This is a genomic window from Alteromonas sp. CI.11.F.A3, from assembly GCF_032925565.1.
Classification (GTDB): Bacteria; Pseudomonadota; Gammaproteobacteria; order Enterobacterales; family Alteromonadaceae; genus Alteromonas.
On sequence record NZ_CP136708.1, the window covers coordinates 3,038,664 to 3,059,092 of the forward strand.

A 20,429-nucleotide genomic window follows, 5' to 3' on the forward strand; every position below is an offset into this window, starting at 1 on the left:
GAGATCCACCAGCATTGTTTCACTTCACATTTTAATAACATTGACGCGTTTCCCCATTTTGAAAAAGTTCAATTAAATCATAAATTTAAATTTATTTAATTTCCTGACCAACTGGACAAGAAGATGGCACTCATTGTGCTATTACCCAGACAGAAAAATAAAAAAGTATAAAAGGCCTTTTTAAAGGCTATTAAAAATAGAGGAAACCATGATTAACACTACATTCAAACTAAACCCATTCGCCCGTGCGCTGGCATTCGGTCTGACGTTGTCAGTGCCTTCAATTGCACTTGCACAAGACGCTGAATCTGCGCCGAAAGACGCTGACGTTGAAAAAATTGAAGTAACAGGGTCGCTGGGCAGTTTGCCTGGTCAAGATGTTGAATCAGTTTTTGGTTTTGGAAAATCAATTCTTGAAACGCCGCGTTCTGCATCAACGATTTCTCAAGAACAAATGGAGCGTTTCAACGTTTCAGATATTGATGAACTAGTGGCATTTGCACCTGGTACATTTACCCAATCATTCTTTGGTGTTGCAGGCTCACTTGATGTACGTGGTACACCTGGTGAAACCTATTTTCGTGGCGTTAAACGCCTAGATAACCCAGGTAACTACCCAACGCCAATTGGTGCTTCAAGCCGAATTGATATTGTTCGTGGCCCAGCGTCTCCTATTTATGGCCCGTCTAAGATTGGTGGTTACTTAAACTTTAACCCTAAATCTGCTCGTGCATCTTCTGGTCAGTATTTAGAGAAGCCTGAAGGTGCAATCTCTTATACTACGGGTTCGTGGGATAAGAGCGTGTTAACTGCAGAGGTTGGTGGTCCAGCACAGGTTGGCGACAAAACAGTAGGATATTACCTGTACGGTGAAGTAGAAAATTCAGATAGCTATTATGAAAATACGCAAACTGATCAAACCATTCTACAAGCCGCGTTCAACATCGATATTACTGATAACCTTCGTGTTGAATTTGGTGGTATGTACCACGATTACGACGGCAACCAAGTTGCTGGTTGGAACCGTTTAACACAAGACCTAATTGACGACGGCACTTATATTACCGGTACTGCTCAATCGCTTGATACTGACGGCGACGGTTCAATTAGTCATGAAGAGTATGGTGCAGTAAACATTGCGGGTAACAGCTTCTTCTACGTTCCTGGCGCTGCATTTACCGATGATGAAGCAACTGCCCTAATGGCACTTGAAAACGTTGGTACGACTACCCTAAACGGTAGCCAAGTATTGGTTGCACCAGACGACCAACTGGGCAACGAAGCGATTACCTTTTACTTCGACACTATTTACTACGCAGACAACTGGGAAGTTCGTAACCAGTTCTTCTACGATTCATACGATAATATCAACGAAAATGCGTATGGTTTCTCGCAGTTCCACGATAGCTGGGTAATTGAAGATAAAATTGTTTTCGCCACTGAATATGAAAACGATAGCTTGTTAGCGCAATTCCAGATTTCACCGTCAATTCGTTATACCGACTTTTTACACGGTGATGATTTTACCTACGAATACTTTAACCGTCGTGATTTGACCATGGCTTCTTCAGCATTAGACAGACGTTTACTGTCTACTCGCTCAGGCATGAACTACGACAACTACGATGAAGGTAACTACCTTGATTTAGGTATTGGTGCCATGACCGACCTTACCTGGGATTGGGGCTTGAACCTTGTTCTTGGTGTGCGTTATGACACTATTGATATCGAAACCACATCACGTCAGGACTTATTATTACCTGGTGCTCGTATTGAAGGCAATGAAGGTACGCCAGTTTCTGCTGAAGACACAGTAGGCGGTTGGTCGTGGAATACCAGTATTTCATATGAACTTCCGTTTGGTTTAATTCCTTACATCACTGCTGCTGAGCAAGCGACTATTGTTGCCGGTCAAGGTGCTGAAATTGGTGTTGGGCAATTAGAAGATGGTGCATTTGATACATCTGAATTGTTTGAATTTGGTATTAAAGGTTCATTACTAGACGACACCCTATACTTTGCACTTTCATCATTCGAGATGGAAAGAACTGACTTTAGCAGCCAAAACACCGTAACGAACAACACGACCAACAACAAAGGTACTGAGTTCGAGTTACGTTGGGTAGTGAACGAAAATCTTGTAATGTCTGCTGGCTACACCAACATCAAGGTTATTAACCTTACTGCACTTGAAAATGGTAACCAGTTTGGTTTCCTAGGCGCTGAAGACCTAACAAGCCTTACCGATCCATCGCTTGTATTTGGTGGTAACGTCATTGGTTTGAACTTAATTGGTGAAGGCTTTGCTAACACTGATGCACGTAAAGCGGGTATTCCTGAAAACGTGTACACAGTAACTGCAACTTACGACTTCCAAAACGGTTATGCGGCTAACGTGAGTGTAGTTGACGTTGAAGAAGTGGCATCAGGTTTCTCTGCTTCGGTAATGCTTCCAGCATACACGCTAGTGAATGCTGGTGTGTCTTATCAAGCAGATGACTGGTCTGTTAACTTCACCGTTAAGAACTTAACGGATGAGCGTTATTTCCGTGCTAACTTCCCTGACTTATTCGGTAGCCAGGTTGTATTGCCTGAATTACCACGTCATTGGAGCGCGAAGTTCGCTTATAAGTTCTAAGCCACTGTAATATATGTGTTTGTAATACGTACAGTTGTAAAGGTAAATCTACCCTCGTAGATTTACCTTTTTTTATACCTAAGAGGACAATTATTAATGCGCTATTTTGCTAATGCTATTCTCGCCCTTTCTTTTTTCGCTTCCGCTGGGCACTGCGCTGAAACCACTCCCCCTATCGAAATCAAAGCCGTTGTGGTTGCCATGTTTGAAATTGGTGAAGACGAAGGTGACAAACCCGGTGAATTCCAACTGTGGAAAAAAGGCCAAAAGCTTTCAACCCGCTATGCCCTTCCCCATGCTCACCATGATATTTTTGTTAACGAAGAAACCGGTGTACTAGGTATTGTAACGGGCATGGGTATCGCTCGTGCCTCTGCCGCTATAATGGCGCTTGGGTTAGACCCAAGATTCGACTTAACGCATGCTTACTGGCTTGTAGCAGGTATTGCAGGCATGGATCCTGCCGATGGCACTATTGGCTCTGCTGTATGGACAGACTATGTGGTTGATGGCGACCTAGCCCATCAAATTGACGCACGTGAAATTCCAAGCGATTGGAAAACCGGCTACTTCCCGCTTTTCACTCATTCACCTTACGCTGATGCTGCGTCGGTAAACCCGGAACAAGCCCCTAACGGCGAAGTTTATATTTTAAATGCGAATTTAAGGGATTGGGCGTTTAATCTTACTAAAGATACGGCGTTACCTAATACTCCCGCTATGGATAAGTTACGTGCTACCTATACGGGGTATCCTAAAGCGCTTTCGGCACCCACCATTATGACTGGCTCTCATTTATCTGCTTCTACATTTTGGCATGGTGCTTTGCTAAATGATTGGGCGAACGACTGGGTGGGCTACTGGACACAAAGTAAAGGTAACTTTGTCACTTCAGGTATGGAAGATTCAGCAACCCTTCAAGCTCTCACCTATTTAGATAACGCTGAATTGGTTGATAAAGACCGCGTACTTATTCTACGTACTGCCAGTAACTTTACTATGCAGCCCAAAGGACTGACTGCTGCTAAAAACCTTGAATTAGAAAGTTCTGGGGAAGGCTATGCAGCGCTACAATCTGCCGTAGAAGCAGCTTACGCTGTAGGTTCGGTGGTTATTGAGGAAATTACGACAAATTGGGATACAGTGAAAACTGACATACCGGTTAAGTAATAGTAAGACAGTAGCGTTTAAACATCAGTGGCAGCGGTCTTTTGCTGTCACTGGTGCATTTCAAAAGACTTACTGAGCAACACTTTCTTAAGTTCTAGCGAGACATTACGTTGATCGACAGGTTTACACAAAAACGCTGACATGCCTGCTTCTCTACACGCTTTTCTGTCTTCTTCTGACGTATTGGCCGTAACTGCTACAATACTACCTTGGCTGTGCATCAACCCCTCTTCAAGAATGATTTTTGTGGCTGACACCCCATCGAGCACTGGCATGGCACAATCCATGAAAATAAGATCGTAGTCTTTCTGTCTAGCTTTTTGTATTGCCACTTCTCCATCTTCAGCTTCATCGGCAATGAAATTGTATTTTTCCAACATGGAGGCAAGCACGATGCGGTTAATATCGTTGTCATCCACCACCAGGATAGACAATGGTATAGTGAGTAAACTTGATGATAGGGCATCGTCGTGTTCAAGCAGGCCTTGTTTAACATCAGTTAGGGTCACCGGAAGAACAATATCAAAACAAGTGCCTACATTCATTTCAGAACGAAGCTCTAGCTCGCCATCCATTTTCTCAACTAACTGCTTTACGATAGAAAGCCCTAAACCTGTTCCACTTCCTTTAATAGCCGATTGCTTTTGCCCTTGTACGAAAGGCGTGAATAACGAAGCTTTAGTTTCCTCATCCATTCCTTTACCAGTGTCTTCTATGGAAATAAGCAAGTTAGGCACTTTGAATGCTTCTCTTAGCGTCAACTGTATGGAGATGTGCCCCCGTGAAGTAAATTTAATGGCGTTATGGATTAATTTGGAGATGATTTGCCCTATCCTGTTGGCATCACCATTTATGTAACTATTTTCGGGGAATGACAGAGCCGCGTATAAACGAAGCCCTTTTTCTTTGCACAAGGGTTTAAATACATCAATCAACTCTTCTGCCATTGCCCGCACGCAGAAGTCATTTTTCTTCAGTACAAGCTCACCATTGGAAATTTCAGTATAGTCTAAAACATCGTCGATAAGCAGCAATAAGCGATCAGCACTCTTAAGCGCTAAATCAGTTTTTCGCTCACGAATATTTACGCGCTGCTCAAACTTTATTGCCTGTAGCATGCCTGTAATACCATTAAGCGGTGTTCTCAATTCATGACTGATACGAGATAACAAGTGGCCTCTTTCTTTGAATGCCATTTCAGCATCTTTCTGCCTTGCTTCTACTTCCAAGCGAAGTTTTACCGACTTATCAACATTTTGAAATGTACCGAAAAGGCGAACACAATGGCCATCAAACATTTCAACCATGCCATGATTTTCTACCCAGACAGAGTTTCCTTTTGCGGTTACTAACTGCAAAGTAGCGCTCCATGGCTCACCCGTTTCTATCGCATGATTAACTAGGCGTATTATTTCATCACGGTGGGGCCCCTCTTTATAAAACTCTATGGCAGAGCTAAGCGCTGGCACATAGTTTTGAGGGACTTCGTGAATTACGCGGGTCTGAGATGACCAAAAAAGGGCGTTTTCAACAATATCAACTTCCCACACCCCTATGTTGGCCACTGACTGCAGTTTTTCGAACAACTCAGCATGCTTTATAGAATTATCGTCAGCACCACGTTCTTTTTGTAAAACGCTTTCTAACCAGTTATCAAGAAGAGACAACTTTCCTTTATCGTAAGAAGATTCTATATCTTCCACACTGTTTACCAGTATTAACACAACATGATAGTTACCAACACGGTGAACTCGGCCAATAATAAAGTCTTTTGCCAATAAGTTTTGCTTCGCCCACAGCTTAACCTCAGCGCAGCTTTCTAACTGACTGGAAGGAAGAGAAGCTATATCAACAGGAAAAGGGGGCAATAGTAATTGATGGGGAGCTAGAGAGGCATCGGCTTTGGCAATAACATCGATATGTTCACAAGTAACATGCAAAAGTAAGCCTTGCTGCATGGATAATATGTCGCAACCAGACCTTAGTACTTTTTCAAAGTTAAGTACCGTTGAAGAAACGGAAATAGGGTACTTTTCTTTACTATCGAATTGTTGAGACATAGCAAACCGCCATTAAAATCAAGAAGCCCTCTAAGGGAGAGAGGAGCTACTACAGTTATTACACTGCTCCATTACGGCAATAATAGTGGTTCTTGCAAATAAAAAAAATTAAACAATAGGCTATTATTCTAAGGGAGAAGCGGTTTACCCTATGGCGCGATTACGCCCTGACTCTTTGGCTTCAAAGAGAAAAATATCAGCAGACTCGATAAGTGAAGATACGCCGGTGTCCTGTAACTCAACGGCAGATCTGACAGCATAGCCCGCGCTAAGGCTTAGCATTCCACCTTTACCGGCATAATGCGTAATACATTCACTTCTTATTGCAGCCACAATGTCTTCTGCAATTTTCTTAACGCCATTCAAATCGGTATAAGGTAATACCAACATAAATTCTTCACCACCAAATCGAATGGCAGCATCTTTAGGGCGTCGAGCATGCTCAGCAATAAGCCCTGACACTTGTTGAAGGCAGATATCACCTTGAAGGTGGCCATAGTTATCGTTGTAGAGTTTAAAAAAGTCGATATCCATCATGATGACACCTACGGTGCCATGATCGCGCGCAACTTGCTTTACTAATAATGGAATTTCATTGCTCAAGTACATTCGGTTGTATAAACCTGTTAACTGATCGTGAAAGGTCATTTTTTTAAGTAGTTCTGTGCGTAACTTACCTTGTAAGTGGTTTTTTATGCGATGCGCAAGTGTAGAGGCGGTAACTGGTTTTAAAACAAAATCTGAAGCCCCCACTTCCCAACACATATTTTCAGTTTCAACATCAATAGTAGAAGTAACAAAAACAACCGGTATGTGAGCGGTATCAGCACTGTCTTTTAAAGTTCGACAAACCGTAAGCCCATCAATATCGGGCATGTTCATGTCTAACAGAATGAGATCGGGCTTATGCGCAACACATTGGCTAATTGCCTCTTCGCCGCTTGCAGCAGAAATACATGTAACGAAAGGCTCGAGTATTGAGGTTAAAAGCATCCTGCTAATAGGCTCATCATCGACTACGAGCACTTTGCATGCCGCGTATGGTTTAAGTTCTAACTGCATAAATTAACAAAACTGTTTTAAGCTCGGGAGGAAAATTGCATTATTATGCATACTACAGCAACATTCGCTAAATATTAACTCAAAAAAATAAAACTTATATCTTTTCAGAAACTTAACAACTTAATTTTTTAAGTTGTTAAGTTATTATATCATATCACTACGTCATTAATGACGTATGGCTCAAAAATCGTGCGGTGAATTCATCCTCTGATAAAGGTTTACACATGTAGTAACCTTGGCCATATTCACAGCCTAACTGTCTCAGCGAGTGAAACTGCAATTCGGTTTCAAGCCCCTCTGCCACCAAAATCATGTTTAGACAATTGGCAAGGCGAACAATAGCGGTAACGATATCGAGCGCCTGGGGTTCGTGATCCATATCTTTTACAAAAGAGCGGTCAATTTTAAGTACGTTTAAAGGAAACTGACGTAAGTAAGATAAACTTGAATAGCCAGTGCCAAAGTCATCTAGTGCTAGTGAAAGCCCCAATGAGGAAAGCGCGAGTAACATTTTTCGCGTTTGGTCAAAATCGTCCATTAATGCAGATTCGGTTACCTCTAACTCTAACAGCCTTGGGTCGATGCCGGTCGAAACAATCACTTCCTCAACTTCTTTAGCAAAGCAAGGGTTCGCTATTTGCTGGGCAGATACATTAACTGCAATCACGAGCGGTTTATTTGCTTCAACACACTTAGCAATAAACTCACAGCTTTTCACCAAAACTTGCTTACCTAGCCGATGAATTAACCCCGTTTCTTCAGACAATGGAATAAATTCATCAGGTGGGGTTATATTGCCATCTTCGTCAATGAGTCTCACAAGGCTTTCTGCGCCAACAACTTTGTTTAAATTCAAATCGTATTTAGGTTGGAAAAATACCGCCAAGTCGTTGCTATCAAGCGCGCTACGAAGCTTTACTTCGGTCTCAACCCGCTTGCGCATGGCCAATTGGAGATCTTTTGAGAAGAAGCTGAATTTATCTTTACCTGTGGCTTTTGCGCGATACATAGCGGTGTCTGAGTGACGCATCATTTCTTCTGCACTAGAAGCATCTTGTGGATACAAGCTAATGCCAATACTCAAACTTAGTTGGTGATGCCGACCATTAATATAAATGGGTTCTCTTGCACTTTGCAAGCAACTCATTGCCACCCCGTCGGCACTTAAACCACTACCTACATGGGTCAATAAACATGCAAACTCATCACCGCCCACCCTTGCCAGTATTGCTGACGTACCACATGCTTGTTGAAGGCGTTTCGATATAGATAATATAATAGAGTCGCCGACTTTGTGTCCCAGCGCATCGTTTAAATATTTAAAATTATCAATGTCTATAAGTAACAAAGCGACACTATACTGCGCTTTGTCGGTGCGATTAATAGACTGAACAATTCTGTCATGCAATAGCACGCGATTAGGTAAGCCTGTAAGTTGATCGTGGTTAGTGACATGGGTCATTTGAACAGCCATTGCAACCGATTCAGACACGTCTTGGAACACTACAACGGCCCCTCTAACATTGCCTTGCGCATCTAAAATTGGAGATGCCGTATCTTCTACCCTGCACTCTTTACCTTGCTTGCTCACTAACTTTACGTTAAACGCCATTGCAACAGGTCGCTTAACCTTCATGGTGTATAACGCAGGGTTAATCATTGCCGTATTAGTCGTGGCGTCTCGCAACTCCATGATGTCATCAACCATTCGCCCGCACGCTTCAAATTCGTTAAAGCCCGTTAAGCGCTGAGCAACCGGGTTTATAAACGTCACAATACCTTCTGCATCTGTGGCGATAACGCCATCAGCGATAGCATTAAGCGTAATGTTTAGCTGCTCTTTTTCCTCAAGAATTCTTTCGTTATAAATGGCTAGCTGTGACTTTTGACGTTGAATTAAAAGATGGTTTTTAACGCGCATTCGACAAATTTCTATATCGATAGGCTTCGCAATAAAATCGATAGCGCCCAATGCGAGTGCCTTTCGCTCATTTTCACTGTCGGTAAAAGATGTAACAAAAAGAATGGGGATTTCTCGTAAACCTAAATCCGCCTTCACCGCTCTGCAGATGTCGAAACCTGAGCGCTTGGGCATACTGATATCAAGAATAATTAAGTCGGGTTTGTGTATTTCGATAAGGTGAAGGGCTTCAACACTGTCATTGGTACTAATTACATTCGCTAAACTACTTATCGCTGATTCTAAAATGATAATGTTGATGGGTTCGTCATCAACAATAAGTACCTTTTGCGCACGCATATCCATAGCAGTCCATTTTCCTATTTACATCTTTCTCTATTAAGTATCGACCACACCATGCTTTTCGTTATTAGCCTTTAGTATATATTCGGCCACGCTTATGTAACTAAATTTGTATTGGAGTATTGAAGAGACGGGCTATCTACCAAACAAATGTTCAATACGTTCAATAGGTTCACCCTTTATATTAAAGGAAAACTTAATGCTGATTTCAATATAATATATTCAAACGTATTGCAAATATGTTCACAATTAAATTTTTTTAATATAAGGTTTCTTTAAGAAGTTAGTTACTGACATTTTTAATCGGCTCAACAGGCAATAGCATCTTATGAACTTAGACACTACATCGCTTTGGCAACATGAACAGGCGTTACAACGCTTAGCGGGAAATCACGCACTGTTGAAGCGCGTTGTTGAGATGTTTATTGAGCAAATAGACGAAAAATATTTTACGCTTTCTACGGCGGCTTCAAATAAAGACCGAGAAGAAGTGCGCTTTAGTAGTCATGCTATTAAAGGTGTTTCAGGTGATGTGGGTGCTGAAATGTTGCGCCAGAAAGCTTCACATATTGAAATATTATCGATGTCTGATGATTGGGAAAAGATTAACCTTGAGGTAAAGGCCTTAGGATCAGTCATTGATGCCACTAAATCTGAAATGGCAGCCGCCCACGCTTAAAGAAGAACGATGAGCGGCGTAACTGATTAGCTCGTGAGTGAATGTATGTGAGCAATATAACGTTGCTTAATTTCATCCGGTAAAAAGCTAGCCTTGAAACTATTGATAGCAAGCTGCTTCACGTGATCTTCTGTTACAGGCAGTGCATCACACAGCGCAACATAATTATCATTCAAAAACCCGCCAAAATACGTAGGGTCATCTGAATTCACCGTAACCATTAACCCCTCATCAAGAAGCGATAATATATTGTGCTTGGCTAAATCATCTACCACACACAGCTTCAAATTACTTAATGGACACACGGTTAAAGGGATTTGATTGGCCTTAATGTAAGCCATCAATTTATCGTCTTCCTGGCACCGTACGCCATGGTCAATCCGGTCTACGTTCAGCAAGTCTAAGGCTTCCCAAATGTATTCTGGAGGTCCCTCTTCACCTGCATGAGCGACTATTTTAAACCCAAGCGCTCGCGCTTCTCGAAAAACCCGTTCAAATTTAGACGGAGGATGACCTAGTTCAGAACTGTCTAAACCAACCGCATCTATTACACTGTAATAAGGCTTGGCAGCTTCAAGTGTGGCAAAGGCGTCGCTTTCTGGTAAATGCCTTAAGAAAGACATGATTAAATAACTAGAAATACCATACTGCTTTTGTGCATCTTTCATAGCCCGCAAAAAACCGGGCATGAATACATCAAATCCTATACCTCTTGCGGTATGGGTTTGTGGGTCAAACATGATTTCGGTGTGAACCACATTGTCTTCATGACAGCGGGTGAAATACGCCCACATTAAGGCGTAAAAATCATCTTCGTCAATGAGCACGCCCGCACCCGCGTAATATATATCAAGGAAACTTTGAAGATTAGTAAATTGATAGGCGGCAGCTATCTCTTCAATGCTTTTATATGGCAACGTGATACTATGTTTACTTGCCAGGTGCCACATAAGCTCAGGTGTTAGGCTGCCTTCTATATGTAAGTGCAGTTCAGCCTTCGGGAGTTTTTGAATTATTGTTGATAGCGACATGGCCCCTCACAGTTAGAAGTGCACCACATTGATGCAATCTGCATCTTAAATAGTGCACAATTTCTTTTCTAGCGTTGATTTAGTCAGGCGTTGTTATAACGCTTCCGAAGTGAAATACAGGGTTTTTAAAACCTTTATTAGTTAATTTCACTGGCGTACCACTGACTTTGCGTATTCTGGCTATGATTACCGTAGCACAAAACGCACCAACAAACTGACTAAGTGGTCAAGTTTTTGCTTCATGCAATATCAAATAATGATAAATGACTCAACGCATAGAGAAATCTACATGTCTAATAACGTATTAGATCGCCTGTTTAAGCTTCAGGCGAATGGAACCACAATAAAAACAGAAGTGGTAGCGGGGCTAACGACTTTCGCCGCCATGTCGTACATCTTAGTGGTAAATCCAGGGATCCTTGGATTAAGTGGAATGCCTATCGAAGGGTTGATCACGGTTACCGCGCTAGCTGCCTGTTTAGGTACGTTATTGATGGCGTTTATGACTAACTACCCTATCGCGCTTGCGCCTGGTATGGGTTTAAACGCCTTCTTTGCGTTTACCATTTGCTTATCTAGAGAAATTCCGTGGGAAGCCGCGCTTGGGATAGTATTCTGGAACGGTATTCTCTTCTTAATTCTGTCCTTAACTGGGATAAGGACTAAAATTGCCGAGTCGATTCCCCCCGCCCTCAAAATTGGAGTGCAATGCGGTATAGGGTTATTCATTGCCTTTCTTGGACTTAAAAATGCAGGCTTGGTTGTTGATCACCCCGCTACCTTTGTGAGTCTTGGTGATTTATCTGACCCTGCTGTGATGCTGGCGCTACTAGGCATTATTTTTACTATTGTGATGGTAATGAAGAGGGTGACTGGCGGCATTCTAATTTCTATTGTACTGATTACTGTTATTGGTGCCTTTGTACCGACAGAAAATGGCATGCTAACATCTTCGCCAGAAGCGATTATCGGGTTGCCCGAGCCTATTTCAAGTACCTTTATGGCAATGGACTTCTGGTATCCCATTGACCATATTGCCGAAACTTGGGACCTAATATTCGCCCTTATGTTCGTGAATATGTTTGACACCATCGGCACCTTAATTGGGGTTTCCCGCCGTGCGAACCTGCTAGATGAAAATGGAAAGCTTCCTAAAATTGGCCCTGCTATGACTGCAGATGCTTCTGCCAGTGTAGTGGGTGCTTTCATTGGTACATCACCGGTCACCAGCTATGTAGAGTCTGCTACTGGGGCATCTGCTGGGGGTAGAACAGGATTAACCGCGGTGGTCGTTGCTTTGTGCTTTGTACTAGCGTTGTTTCTAACACCCTTAATGAAAGTTATCCCATTGATGGCAACGACCCCAGCCCTCATTATGGTGGGCATATTAATGATGGAAGCCATTCGCCAAATAGATTTCGACGATTTAGGTGCGCTTGCTACCGCAACAGTTGCGCTAATAGCCATGCCCCTCACCTTTAGTATTAGTGAAGGTATTGCACTTGGCTTTATTACCTATGTGGGTATTAAGATGGGTACAGGGAAATTCAGAGAAGTGAGCGGGTTAACCTACGCACTGGCGGGTGTGTTTATACTGCGCTATATATTTGACCTAAAATAGTAAACACAGCCCTATGCTTAACATATAAAAAAACGGTGAAGATAATCTTCACCGTTTTTTTATGCTTAACCTAAACTCATTGACCTATCTAAATTATCTAAATTATCTAAACTGCTTAGGCTATACGTAGATTGAACTTGCTAATCCTACTCTAAACCATCGTAACTAAAGGTAACGGCTTTATCGCCCATAAAGACTATCTTTACGTGCTTCGCTTCTTCGTTACCCCAAACGCACGACACTGCGCCCATAGTTTTTGCGCAATTATCTGCAGCCCCTATCACTGATGACACTTCATCTTGTGACATACCCATTTTTAGTTTGTCGTAGTTTTCTTTATTTAGCTTCGAACAGCCCGTTAACACGAGTGCTGTTAATAAACATAAGGCAATTTTTGCTTTCATTTTTATATCTCCAGTTTATATAGCGTAGCTTACTTCTTATAGCTTTACACTTTACTGAGATTTTTCAACCATTGGATGTTCGGCTAACCAATGTCGAGCAATGTCTTCACGGGTAGCAAGCCACACTTTATCGTGAGATTTCACATATTCGATGAAACGTTTCAACGCCGCCATTCTTGCCGGACGCCCTAAAATACGGCAATGCATGCCTATTGATAACATTTTAGGTGCTTCGCTGCCCTCTTCGTACAACACATCAAAGGCGTCTTTTAAATACTGGAAGAACTGCTCGCCACTATTGAAACCTTGTGGTGCAGCAAAGCGCATATCATTGGTGTCTAGGGTGTAGGGCACCATTAATAGGGGTTTACTGTAATGGTTATCAAAATAGGGTAAATCATCGGCATAAGAATCGGCGCAGTAGAGAATGTCTTCGCGCTCAGCAATAAGTTTGAGCGTATTAGGACTGGTTCGCCCTGTATACCAGCCAACGGGTTTCTTGCCGGTGAGTTGCTCATGCAAATTAATAGCGTCGTCGATTTCTTTGCGTTCAGTGTCTTCATCCATGTCTTGATAATGAACCCACCGCATAGCATGACTTGCTATTTCCCATTTAGCATCTAACATAGCCTGCACCGCATCGGGGTGACGCTGCATGGCCATAGTGACGCCAAAAACCGTTACGGGAATATTGTAGCTGGTAAGCAACCTATGAAGTCGCCAAAACCCGGCTCGACTGCCGTATTCGTAAATAGATTCCATACTAAGGTGTCTATCATTGAATGCTTGAGCACCGATGATTTCAGACAAAAACGTTTCTGAGTGCTCATCGCCATGAAGCACGCAGTTTTCGCCGCCTTCTTCATAATTTAATACAAACTGGAGGGCAATTTTAGCGCCGTTCGGCCAGTTTGCTTTAGGTACATCAGCCCCGTAACCGATAAGATCGCGAGGGTAAGCGTGGGAGTTATTCGACATCAATATTCTCAATATAACGACTTGGCACAGGCAGATTGCAGCCACCTAGCACTAATTGAATTAACTGGCGTGTGGCCGTTTCAAAATCGGCCTTAATCATTTTACGACCACGAAGACGGGTAATTTGAGCAGAGAAATCTGCATAATGCTGGGTGCTGGCCCAAATGGTATAAAGCAAATATTCGCCATCAAGCTGGGGGAGTTTACCGACTTCAATCCACTGATCGATAAGTGCTAAGCGCCCTTCCATCCATTTGGCATGTTCTTCATCAAAATAACCGGTTAAGTTCTGCGCACCGTTAATAATTTCCATCGCAAATATTTTAGAAGCTTGGGGATGGGTGCGAGATACTTCCATTTTTTCTGTGATGTACGCCGCTAACACTTCAGCGGGATCGTCTTCTACGGTAGCTCTATCGAAGTGGGAGTTCCATAAAGACAGTGTTTCTTCTAACACTGCCACATACAATTCTTGCTTCGTTTTAAAATAATAAAGCACATTGGTTTTTGGCAGGTTCGCTTCATCGGCAATTTTTTGAACCGCCGTACCTTTGAAGCCGAACTGGGCGAAACATTTTTCAGCTGCTTGCAGTATGTTTCTTTTGTTTGTGGCGCCGACTCCTGCGTCCGTGTCTCTTAATTTGGTCATCGTTATTATTTTATCCTTTACTACACATCTGGCATCCGTTTGTATTACGTTATCACGGTTTTAGCGTAAAACAGAAAACGTAAACATTGTACCGTTACCTCAACTGAACATTGTGTTCTCTATATTCAACCTTGCATGATTCTTGCCTGTATTACATCAACAAGTATGCAGCTTTGCTTACCAGATTAGGGGCTATTCTCAAAGGAAGCCTTTTTTTTAAAGCAATTTTTTGACCAAATGGTCTACTTTTCTTTCAAGAATACCGCTATATTAATGGATATATCAATGAAAATAGTTATGAGGTGCGGGTATGATTCGCTTTCTTATTAATCAACAACTCGTTGAGCTGGACGATACCCGGGCTGACCTAACGTTACTCCAATTCTTACGCGAGCACAGAAAACTTACGGGCACAAAAGAAGGGTGCGCCGCTGGCGATTGCGGCGCATGTACCGTTGTAATTGCAGAGCCAACGCCACAGTTTGATGAGTTACATTACCGTACGGTAAACAGTTGTATTACCTTAATGTCTGCTGTGCACGGCAAGCAACTTATTGCGGTAGAACATTTAGCTCAAGACAATACATTACACCCTGTACAACAAGCACTTATCGACTTTCATGGGTCACAGTGCGGCTTTTGCACGCCAGGGTTTATTATGTCTATGTTCGCTTTATATCATCAAGAAGGTACGCCCAATCGCGATGATGTTTTGCATGCACTATCGGGCAACCTTTGCCGCTGTACCGGCTATCGTCCGATTATTGATGCTGCACTATCCGTGTGTGGAAACACACCTGATGACACATTTGCGCGTAATGAAGCCGATACCTTGAGCGCGTTGAAGCAACTCACCGGTACGCCTTTAATTGGTACTAATAATTTGCTTGTGCCAGATTCCCGCACTGCATTAGCTGATGCCATCGCACAGCACCCAGATGCACTCTTAGTGGCAGGCAGCACCGATTTAAGCTTGATGTTTACTCAACAACTTAAAGATGTGAGCACGTTAATCAGTTTAAGCGGCGTAAAATCTTTAAAAGGATGCACTGCAAACGAACATTCGATCACCTTTGGTGCAGCCACACCACTAAGTGATTTAACACAGCCGTTATTAGCGCACTTTCCTCAGTTGGCTGAGTTGATTACCCGCTTTGCTTCATTGCCTATTCGCAACCAAGCCACCCTAGGCGGCAATGTTGCTAACGCTTCACCAATAGGTGATATGCCGCCGGTATTGCTTGCCTTGAACGCGGTATTGCATATTGATAATGGAACAGACACTCGCGCTGTACCTGTGAATTCGTTTTTTACTGGCTATCGCCAAACGGCGCTACAAAAAGGCGAATGGCTATCTGCCATCGAAATTCCTTACCTAACGGCCAATGAATTAGTGGCTGCGTACAAAATTTCAAAACGCATGGAAGATGATATTTCTGCCGTGTGTGCCGTGTTCAAGGTAACCTTAAATGACGGCAAAGTGGAAAATGTTAGCACTGGGTTTGGCGGTGTTGCCGCAACCCCTGCTAGCTGCAATGCATTAAATAGCGCACTAAATGGCAAACAGTGGGCTAGTAGCGAATGCTTAAGTATTGGTAAGCAGATTTTGAGCGAAGCTTTCTCCCCTATTGATGATGTGCGCGCGAGCGCGGAATATCGTAAAACGGTACTGGCTAATTTGTGGCATCGGTTTTGGCTAGAGCATCAAAACGCTAGCCAAACTGGCGGTCACACAAGTAACAAAATTGAAACTCGGGTGGTGCAACATGCGTAAACTTATCGATAGCGCAAAAGATTCAGCCTCAACACAGGTTGTTCATACCTCGGTAAAGCATGAGAGCGCGGCTAGGCAGGTTCAAGGAAATGCGAAATACATTGACGATTTAGTAGAACCGCAAGGCACTCTGTATGCTGCTATTGGCACCAGCCAGTGCGCGGCCGGTATTATTGAGTCTATGGACTTGTCTGCCGTACGTGCAAGTGAAGGTGTGGTTGATGTTATTACCATCGATGACGTACCAGGTCATAAAGACATTGGGCCGGTTTTTGAAGGCGATCCTTTGCTGGCCAATGGTGAAATTAAATTCTACGGTCAGCCGTATTTTGCCGTACTTGCTACCTCAGTACATTTAGCCCGTAAAGCGGCATTAAAAGGTACTGTGCAGGTTATTCCTACAGCCCCTGTGTTTACCACCGATGAAGCACACAAGCACGAACGCTTTGTACGCCCTACTCATCGCTTTGGTCAGGGTGATGCTGATACCCAACTTGCAAGCGCGCCGTTAAGCTGCAAAGGCCACCTTTCGATTGGCGGTCAAGAGCATATGTATCTTGAAGGGCAAGTCTCACTGGCTATCCCTGATGAAGATGGCCGTATGAAGGTGTATACCTCTAGTCAGCATCCTAGTGAAGTACAAAAGCTTGTAGCTGAAGTGCTTGATATTAAATTGCATCATGTGATGGTAGATATGCGTCGCATGGGTGGCGGCTTTGGGGGAAAAGAAACCCAAGCAGCCCAATGGGCTTGTTTGGCGTCTTTATTAGCTTCTCGCAATCAGTGTGCAGTGAAATGCCGTTTACCCCGAAGTACAGATATGCACGTGACGGGCAAACGTCATCCTTTCGATAATAGCTTTGAAGTTGGCTTTAACCAGAACGGTAAAATTGTCGCCACAAAAGTAGATATTAACGGAAACTGTGGGCATTCCCCTGACTTGTCAGATGCTATTGTCGATAGAGCCATGTTTCATGCTGACAACGGTTACTTTTTAGGTGCAAGCAACATTGTAGGTCATCGCCTGCAAACTAACATAGTATCGCATACAGCTTACCGCGGTTTTGGTGGTCCTCAAGGGATGATTATGGCTGAGGCCATGATGGATGCTATGGCTCGTAAATTACAGGTAGACCCGCTAACCGTACGTAAACAAAACTTATACGGGCCGGAAACTGGCACTACTACCCCATACGGAATGGAAGTAGAGCACAACTTACTGCCTGAAATGATAGCGAAACTTGAAAAAGACGCTAATTATTGGGCACGCAGAGACGAGATTACCGAATTCAACCGCAACAGCCCTGTGATTAAAAAAGGCCTAGCCCTTACCCCTGTAAAATTTGGCATTTCTTTTACCGCAAAGCATTTAAACCAAGCTGGCGCACTGGTACACATTTATACCGACGGTAGCATTCAAGTAAACCATGGCGGCACAGAAATGGGCCAAGGTTTGCACACCAAAATTGCCCAAATTGCGGCAAATGAATTTGGTGTGTCGATGGACATGATCGAGGTGACTTCCACCCGCACCGACAAAGTACCCAACACATCGCCAACGGCGGCTTCAAGCGGCACAGATTTGAATGGTAAAGCCGTACAGAACGCTTGCATCACGTTAAAGCAACGTTTAGCCCTGTGCTTTGCAACCGAACTCGGTATGCCAGAGCAAGCCGAAAAGGTACAGTTTACTGCAGGTAACCTAGTGTTAGGTGAGCACCAAAAAGCCTTTAGTGATTTAGTTCAAGTGGCCTATTTTGATCGGGTTTCTTTATCGGCCAACGGGTTCTATAAAACACCGAAGCTGCATTACAATCGTGAAACTGGCGATGGCCGCCCGTTTTTCTATTTCTCTTATGGTGTGTCGGTAAGTGAAGTCTCTGTCGACACCTTAAGTGGTGAGTATTGCGTTGATAAAGTCGACGTACTTCACGATGTAGGTAACAGCTTAAACCCTGCTATCGATATTGGCCAAATAGAAGGTGCCTTTATTCAAGGCATGGGTTGGTTGACTACTGAAGAACTAGTGTGGAATAACGATGGTCGCTTAACCAGTGAAAACATGGCGACCTATAAAATTCCGGCCATTGGCGATACACCTAAACATTTTGATGTGAAGCTTTTTGGCAGAGAAAATGCGGAAGACAGTATTTACCATTCAAAAGCGGTAGGTGAACCTCCCTTCATGCTCGCAATTTCAGTGTGGTGTGCTTTGAAAGATGCTATTTCAAGTATTTCTGGTTACACCCAAGATCCACAATTAGATACCCCCGCCACGCCAGAGCGGGTGCTTAACGCCGTAATACAAATGCAAAAAACAGCGCATTTTCAATCGGATCAGAACACAAAACAGGCACAGCAATGAAGGCGAGCACCTGGTATGAAGCGGTAGCCCAGTGTCAGCAAGACGGTGCGCCCTATGTTATCGTGACGGTCATTAGCATTGCTGGCTCTACTCCCCGTGAAGCTGGCAGCAAAATGGTGGTTACCGATGCACAAAGCATTGATACCATTGGCGGCGGGCATCTTGAGTTCGACGCCATTAAAACAGCTCGGGGAATGCTAAGTTCTGGCGCTAATGCTGGTGCTAATACTGGTGCTAATGGTAGTCGCAGTGAAAACCATGCCTATAATAATGCCAACACCGAAATACGTTCTTACCCTCTTAGTAGTAAGCTAGGGCAGTGCTGTGGCGGTGCAGTCAAAGTGTTGTTTGAAGTATGCAATCGACATGCACAGCACATTGCTATTTTTGGCGCGGGACATGTGGCAAAAGCACTAGTGCCTATTCTAGCTCAACTTCCAGTACGCATTTCGTGGATTGATAATCGAGAAGACTTGTTTAGTGACCCATTGCCAGCAAACGTCAAAAAAGTGGTAGAAGAAGCGCCTGAAACCGAAGTGCGAGGCCTTGAAGAAAACACCTGGTTGGTAATATTGACGCACGATCATCAACTCGATTACCGCATTACCGAGCAAGCCTTGAAATACCCTGCGTTGCCCTTTGTGGGGCTGATTGGTTCACAAACTAAAGCCAAGCGTTTTATTACGAAATTAGAACATCGTGGTTTTAATGAAAGTGATTTAGCGCGCTTAGCAACCCCTATTGGCGATACTTCAATACCCGGCAAGCGCCCTATTGAAGTAGCGGTGTCTATTGCCTCACAAATTATTCAGCGCTTACATGCTAGTGAGAACAATAATCAAAATACTGCCATTACGAACGCCGCGACATTTGAAAATAAGGAACATAATGTATGACCTTAAACGAACTTAATACCCTATCGGCCAGCGCTGCTACCGATTGGTTTCAACAAACCTGCGCAGCACAGTCGTGGATTTACAGTATGGTAAACGGTCGCCCTTTTGGTACCGTTAACGAGGTGAAAGAATTTGCAAAAACTGCATGGTCAAAATGCGGTAAAGACGATTTTTTAGAAGCCTTTACCGCTCATCCTATGATTGGCGATGTAGATTCGTTACGTAAAAAGTTTGCCAATACAAAAACTATTGCTAGTGGCGAACAATCAGGCACGGCCAGTGCATCAGAAGCTACATTGCTTACGTTAAAAGAAGCAAACCAAGCTTATCTGGAAAAGCATGGTTTTATTTTCATCATTTGTGCCACTGGGCTGTCGGCTGACGCCATGCTTAGTGCCTTGCAATCACGATTACCCAATAGCACCGATGAAGAGATTCGTAACGCCGCCCAAGAACAAATTAAAATTACCTTGTTGCGCATAGACAAAGCGTTAACTGCCAAGGATGAACATTAATGAATACTTTATCTAGTCATGTATTAGACACTACATCGGGCAAACCTGTTGAAGGCATTGCGCTTACCCTTACCTTGCCTAACGGTGAAGTGCTTACCGGTAAAACCGATAACGATGGACGCTTCAACCAATGGGGCCAAAAATTTGAAGCCGGCGTGTATACCTTACGCTTTCATAGCCATGACTACTTAATTGCTACGCATGGAAAAAGCTTTTACCCCCATATTGATATTGCGTTTGAACTTGAAAGCGACGGCGGCCATTACCATGTGCCTTTGCTTATCTCTCCTTTTGGCTTCAGCAGTTACAGAGGCAGCTAATTAT

The 20,429-nt window shown here is 43.4% G+C and carries 16 protein-coding genes; 9 read left to right on the top strand and 7 right to left on the bottom strand.

The genetic code is table 11. From position 1 onward, the window contains the following. The first annotated feature begins 208 nt into the window (after positions 1–208). Together R1T43_RS13095 and R1T43_RS13100 are read left to right on the top strand one after the other, a co-directional pair. On the top strand, positions 209–2,638 hold the full coding sequence (locus R1T43_RS13095) for a TonB-dependent siderophore receptor (RefSeq protein WP_211069377.1): 2,430 nt from the start codon (positions 209–211) through the stop codon (positions 2,636–2,638). A gap of 96 nt (positions 2,639–2,734) precedes the next feature. Beyond that, positions 2,735–3,808, top strand: a complete 1,074-nt coding sequence (locus R1T43_RS13100; RefSeq protein ID WP_317349600.1) for a purine nucleoside permease — start codon at positions 2,735–2,737, stop codon at positions 3,806–3,808. Between the two features lie 47 nt (positions 3,809–3,855). Here the strand turns inward: R1T43_RS13100 and R1T43_RS13105 are convergent, their stop codons facing one another. From R1T43_RS13105 to R1T43_RS13115, 3 genes are all read right to left on the bottom strand, one after another. Beyond that, positions 3,856–5,868, bottom strand: coding sequence for an ATP-binding protein (locus tag R1T43_RS13105; RefSeq protein WP_317349603.1), 2,013 nt, complete (start codon positions 5,866–5,868; stop codon positions 3,856–3,858). A 144-nt stretch (positions 5,869–6,012) separates the two neighbouring features. After that, complete coding sequence (locus R1T43_RS13110) at positions 6,013–6,894, bottom strand: diguanylate cyclase (RefSeq protein WP_317349605.1); 882 nt, start codon at positions 6,892–6,894, stop codon at positions 6,013–6,015. Positions 6,895–7,087: 193 nt separating this feature from the next. Further along, positions 7,088–9,196: an EAL domain-containing protein gene (locus R1T43_RS13115; protein WP_317349607.1), complete on the bottom strand. Its 2,109-nt coding sequence runs from the start codon at positions 9,194–9,196 to the stop codon at positions 7,088–7,090. Positions 9,197–9,521: 325 nt separating this feature from the next. Between R1T43_RS13115 and R1T43_RS13120 the strand changes: the two genes are divergently transcribed. Then, positions 9,522–9,872, top strand: coding sequence for an Hpt domain-containing protein (locus tag R1T43_RS13120; protein WP_317349610.1), 351 nt, complete (start codon positions 9,522–9,524; stop codon positions 9,870–9,872). 26 nt (positions 9,873–9,898) lie between these two features. Here the strand turns inward: R1T43_RS13120 and R1T43_RS13125 are convergent, their stop codons facing one another. Further along, positions 9,899–10,903: an adenosine deaminase gene (locus tag R1T43_RS13125; RefSeq protein ID WP_317349612.1), complete on the bottom strand. Its 1,005-nt coding sequence runs from the start codon at positions 10,901–10,903 to the stop codon at positions 9,899–9,901. A 289-nt stretch (positions 10,904–11,192) separates the two neighbouring features. Between R1T43_RS13125 and R1T43_RS13130 the strand changes: the two genes are divergently transcribed. Continuing rightward, positions 11,193–12,524 carry an NCS2 family permease gene (locus R1T43_RS13130; protein WP_317349615.1) on the top strand — a complete coding sequence of 444 codons (1,332 nt, stop codon included), beginning with the start codon at positions 11,193–11,195 and terminating at the stop codon, positions 12,522–12,524. Positions 12,525–12,670: 146 nt separating this feature from the next. On the opposite strand, the gene R1T43_RS13135 is transcribed toward R1T43_RS13130, so the two are convergent. The 3 genes from R1T43_RS13135 to R1T43_RS13145 are packed head-to-tail and all read right to left on the bottom strand — an operon-like array spanning position 12,671 to position 14,555. Continuing rightward, positions 12,671–12,928 carry a DUF3862 domain-containing protein gene (locus R1T43_RS13135; protein WP_211069385.1) on the bottom strand — a complete coding sequence of 86 codons (258 nt, stop codon included), beginning with the start codon at positions 12,926–12,928 and terminating at the stop codon, positions 12,671–12,673. A gap of 51 nt (positions 12,929–12,979) precedes the next feature. After that, the gene (puuE, locus tag R1T43_RS13140) at positions 12,980–13,906 is read right to left on the bottom strand and encodes an allantoinase PuuE (protein WP_211069386.1); all 927 of its coding nucleotides are present in this window, start codon (positions 13,904–13,906) and stop codon (positions 12,980–12,982) included. Further along, a complete protein-coding gene (locus tag R1T43_RS13145) occupies positions 13,896–14,555 on the bottom strand; it encodes a TetR/AcrR family transcriptional regulator (RefSeq protein WP_317349619.1) in 660 nt (219 codons plus the stop codon). Before R1T43_RS13145 ends, puuE begins: the two co-directional genes overlap by 11 nt. 310 nt (positions 14,556–14,865) lie before the next feature. On the opposite strand from R1T43_RS13145, the gene xdhA reads away from it, so the two are divergent. From xdhA to uraH, 5 genes are read left to right on the top strand one after another with little or no spacing between them, the layout of a single operon-like run. Then, positions 14,866–16,329, top strand: coding sequence for a xanthine dehydrogenase small subunit (gene xdhA, locus R1T43_RS13150; protein ID WP_317349622.1), 1,464 nt, complete (start codon positions 14,866–14,868; stop codon positions 16,327–16,329). After that, entirely contained in the window at positions 16,322–18,694 is a 2,373-nt protein-coding gene (xdhB, locus tag R1T43_RS13155) for a xanthine dehydrogenase molybdopterin binding subunit (RefSeq protein WP_317349625.1), read from the top strand. Before xdhA ends, xdhB begins: the two co-directional genes overlap by 8 nt. Further along, positions 18,691–19,590 carry a xanthine dehydrogenase accessory protein XdhC gene (gene xdhC / locus R1T43_RS13160; RefSeq protein WP_317349628.1) on the top strand — a complete coding sequence of 300 codons (900 nt, stop codon included), beginning with the start codon at positions 18,691–18,693 and terminating at the stop codon, positions 19,588–19,590. Before xdhB ends, xdhC begins: the two co-directional genes overlap by 4 nt. Further along, positions 19,587–20,105: a 2-oxo-4-hydroxy-4-carboxy-5-ureidoimidazoline decarboxylase gene (gene uraD / locus R1T43_RS13165; protein WP_317349631.1), complete on the top strand. Its 519-nt coding sequence runs from the start codon at positions 19,587–19,589 to the stop codon at positions 20,103–20,105. Before xdhC ends, uraD begins: the two co-directional genes overlap by 4 nt. After that, positions 20,105–20,425 carry a hydroxyisourate hydrolase gene (uraH, locus tag R1T43_RS13170; RefSeq protein WP_317349633.1) on the top strand — a complete coding sequence of 107 codons (321 nt, stop codon included), beginning with the start codon at positions 20,105–20,107 and terminating at the stop codon, positions 20,423–20,425. The genes uraD and uraH overlap by 1 nt, the downstream gene beginning before the upstream one ends. Positions 20,426–20,429: the final 4 nt, after the last annotated feature.